Origin of the sequence: Flavobacterium sp. UBA4854 (assembly GCF_002399805.1) — a bacterium.
Lineage (GTDB): Bacteria > Bacteroidota > Bacteroidia > Flavobacteriales > Flavobacteriaceae > Flavobacterium > Flavobacterium ginsengisoli.
On sequence record NZ_DHEI01000027.1, the window covers coordinates 47,745 to 50,251 of the forward strand.

Consider the following 2,507-nt stretch of genomic DNA (forward strand, 5'->3'; position numbering starts at 1 on the left):
GGTGGAGTAGAATCATTGGCAAATCATCCAGCTTTAATGACGCATGCATCTATTCCTGCAGATAAAAGAGCAGAAGTCGGTATTACAGACGATTTAGTTCGATTAAGCGTTGGTATTGAAGATGCTGAAGATTTAATTGCAGATTTAGAGCAAGCTTTAGCTTAATAAGTATACTTAAAAATAAAAATCCCAAATTCCAATTTTAATTATTTTGGAATTTGGGATTTTTTATGTTGTAAATTTTCTTGATTTAAAACTCTAAATAATAAATATATCCGAAGTTAAACCAAACCTGCCAGTCGTTAGATTTGTTTTCTTTATAAATATCTTTATTTGGATTTAATCCGTCAATCCAATCTGAATTATACATAGAGAAACGAGTCTCAAACATTAAATCGCTCATTTCAGATAATTTGTAATGAACACCAACAGCAGCTGTTGCAGATAAAACTACGCCAGTTTCTGTAGAGAATCCATGTGCACGTCCATCAGATGGAGTTAAGTATTTTCCTGGAGTAACAGTAGGTAAGGTGATGTCTCCTAAATGAGATCCAACTTTTGCTGAATAATAGCTAACCTGAAATCCTAAACTTCCATACGGACTAAGGCTACCAATTGTGTTTTCGTAATCGTGGATTTTCATAAAAGGAGAAAATTCTAACTGAGCACCTAAACCTAATATGCTAGAACTTGCGTGCATATTTTTTAATTGCTGTGCAAATAATCCGTCAGGTTTGTAATTAACCCATTGACCATGATGTTTTAAAGTAGTTCTGCTGAAAGATAGATCAGTTCTTACTTTAAAATGCTCTGTAAAAAAACTTTCTCTATTGTTATTGCTAGAAAAGTTAAGAAAGTGCATAATTCCAACACCAAAACCAGTGTTTCCTACATTGGTATCGAAGTTGTGTCTTTCTCCAAAATCAGACTGTAATGTAACTGGTCCGGCGTAAATTCCGATCTCTTGAGCTAGTCCTTGTGCTGATACAGCAGTTGATATGCCAAACAAGGCAAGTAATGTGATAAATAGGGGTTTAGACATTTTTTAGGGCTTACAAATCACGGCAAATATATAAAAAACATAATCGATTCAAAATATTAAATCGCTCTATTGAAAAATAACTAGCAAAATACTTAATTTACTAACTTTTAAAGAGTGATTTGCATGTAAACACCTACATGTAAAATGTGTTTTTTTGTAATGTTTGAAAAAAACACAAATCGATTCAAAAAAGTGAAAAATATAACATTGAATCATTATTTGATATATCTTTGTCTGTTAAAACGAAAACGTTTTCTTAAACATGATTTCTTATTTTTATAAGAGTAAAGATTAAACTTAATTATCTGAAAAATTTATTTCAAAGATGGAACAAAAAATAAATGAATTTATGGCTCTAATTGAGTCAAAAAATCCAAACGAGCCAGAATTTCTTCAAGCTGTTAGAGAATTTGCTGAAACTGTAATTCCTTTTATATCTGAACGTAAAAAATACGATGGGAAGAATATTCTTCTAAGAATCGCTGAACCAGAGAGATCAATTATATTTAGAGTTCCGTGGGTAGACGATAAAGGAGAAATTATTGTAAACAGAGGTTTTAGAATTCAGATGAACTCTGCAATTGGACCTTATAAAGGAGGAATTAGATTTCACCATACAGTAAATTTATCAGTTTTAAAATTCCTTGCTTTCGAACAAGTTTTCAAAAACAGTTTGACAACTCTTCCAATGGGTGGAGGTAAAGGTGGTTCTGATTTTGACCCAGAAGGAAAATCAGATGGCGAAATTATGCGTTTCTGCCAATCGTTTATGACAGAATTATGCCGTCATATTGGTCCAGATCTTGACGTTCCAGCTGGAGATATTGGTGTTGGAGCAAGAGAAATTGGATATTTGTTTGGCCAATACAAAAGAATTAGAAATGAATTTACAGGAGTTTTAACTGGAAAAGGTTTGGCTTACGGTGGTTCATTGATTAGACCAGAAGCTACAGGATATGGAGTAGTTTACTTTACAGATCAAATGCTTCGTACAATTGGTCATGAAATTAAAGGTAAAAGAGTTGCTATTTCTGGATTCGGAAATGTGGCTTGGGGAGTTGCTTTAAAAGTAAATGAATTAGGAGGTAAAGTAGTTACTATTTCTGGACCTGATGGTTATATTTATGATGAAGAAGGTATTTCTGGAGAAAAAATCGACCATATGGTTGAAATGAGAGCTACTGGAGATAATAGAGCAGAAAGATATTTGGAGAAATATCCAAATGCTATTTTCCATAAAGGAAAAAGCCCTTGGGAAGTAAAAGTAGATATCGCTATTCCTTGCGCTACTCAAAACGAGTTAAATGGAGATGATGCCAAGAAGTTAATTGATAATGGCGTTTTATGTGTTACAGAAGCTGCAAATATGCCTTCTACATTAGATGCTATTAAACTTTTCTTAGACAGTAAAGTATTATTCGCACCAGGAAAAGCTGCAAATGCTGGAGGTGTTGCTGCTTCTGGA

3 protein-coding genes are annotated in these 2,507 nt (G+C 33.3%); 2 read left to right on the plus strand and 1 reads right to left on the minus strand.

Annotated elements, in window-relative coordinates; all coding sequences use genetic code 11:
* On the plus strand, positions 1-165 hold a 165-nt coding region (locus tag B3J44_RS03210; RefSeq protein ID WP_286965752.1), incomplete at its 5' end, for a PLP-dependent transferase.
* Between the two features lie 85 nt (positions 166-250).
* Here the strand turns inward: B3J44_RS03210 and B3J44_RS03215 are convergent.
* Positions 251-1,042 (minus strand): THC0290_0291 family protein, encoded by a 792-nt coding sequence (locus tag B3J44_RS03215; RefSeq protein ID WP_286965747.1) that lies wholly within the window; start codon positions 1,040-1,042, stop codon positions 251-253.
* Positions 1,043-1,367: 325 nt separating this feature from the next.
* On the opposite strand from B3J44_RS03215, the gene gdhA reads away from it, so the two are divergent.
* Positions 1,368-2,507 (plus strand): NADP-specific glutamate dehydrogenase (gene gdhA / locus B3J44_RS03220; protein WP_286965748.1); only part of this gene is annotated, 1,140 nt, incomplete at its 3' end.

Coding starts and splice junctions, on each gene's coding strand:
- B3J44_RS03215 (WP_286965747.1), bottom strand. CDS start 1,042: ATGTCTAAACCCCTATTTATCACATTACTTGCCTTGTTTGGCATATCA.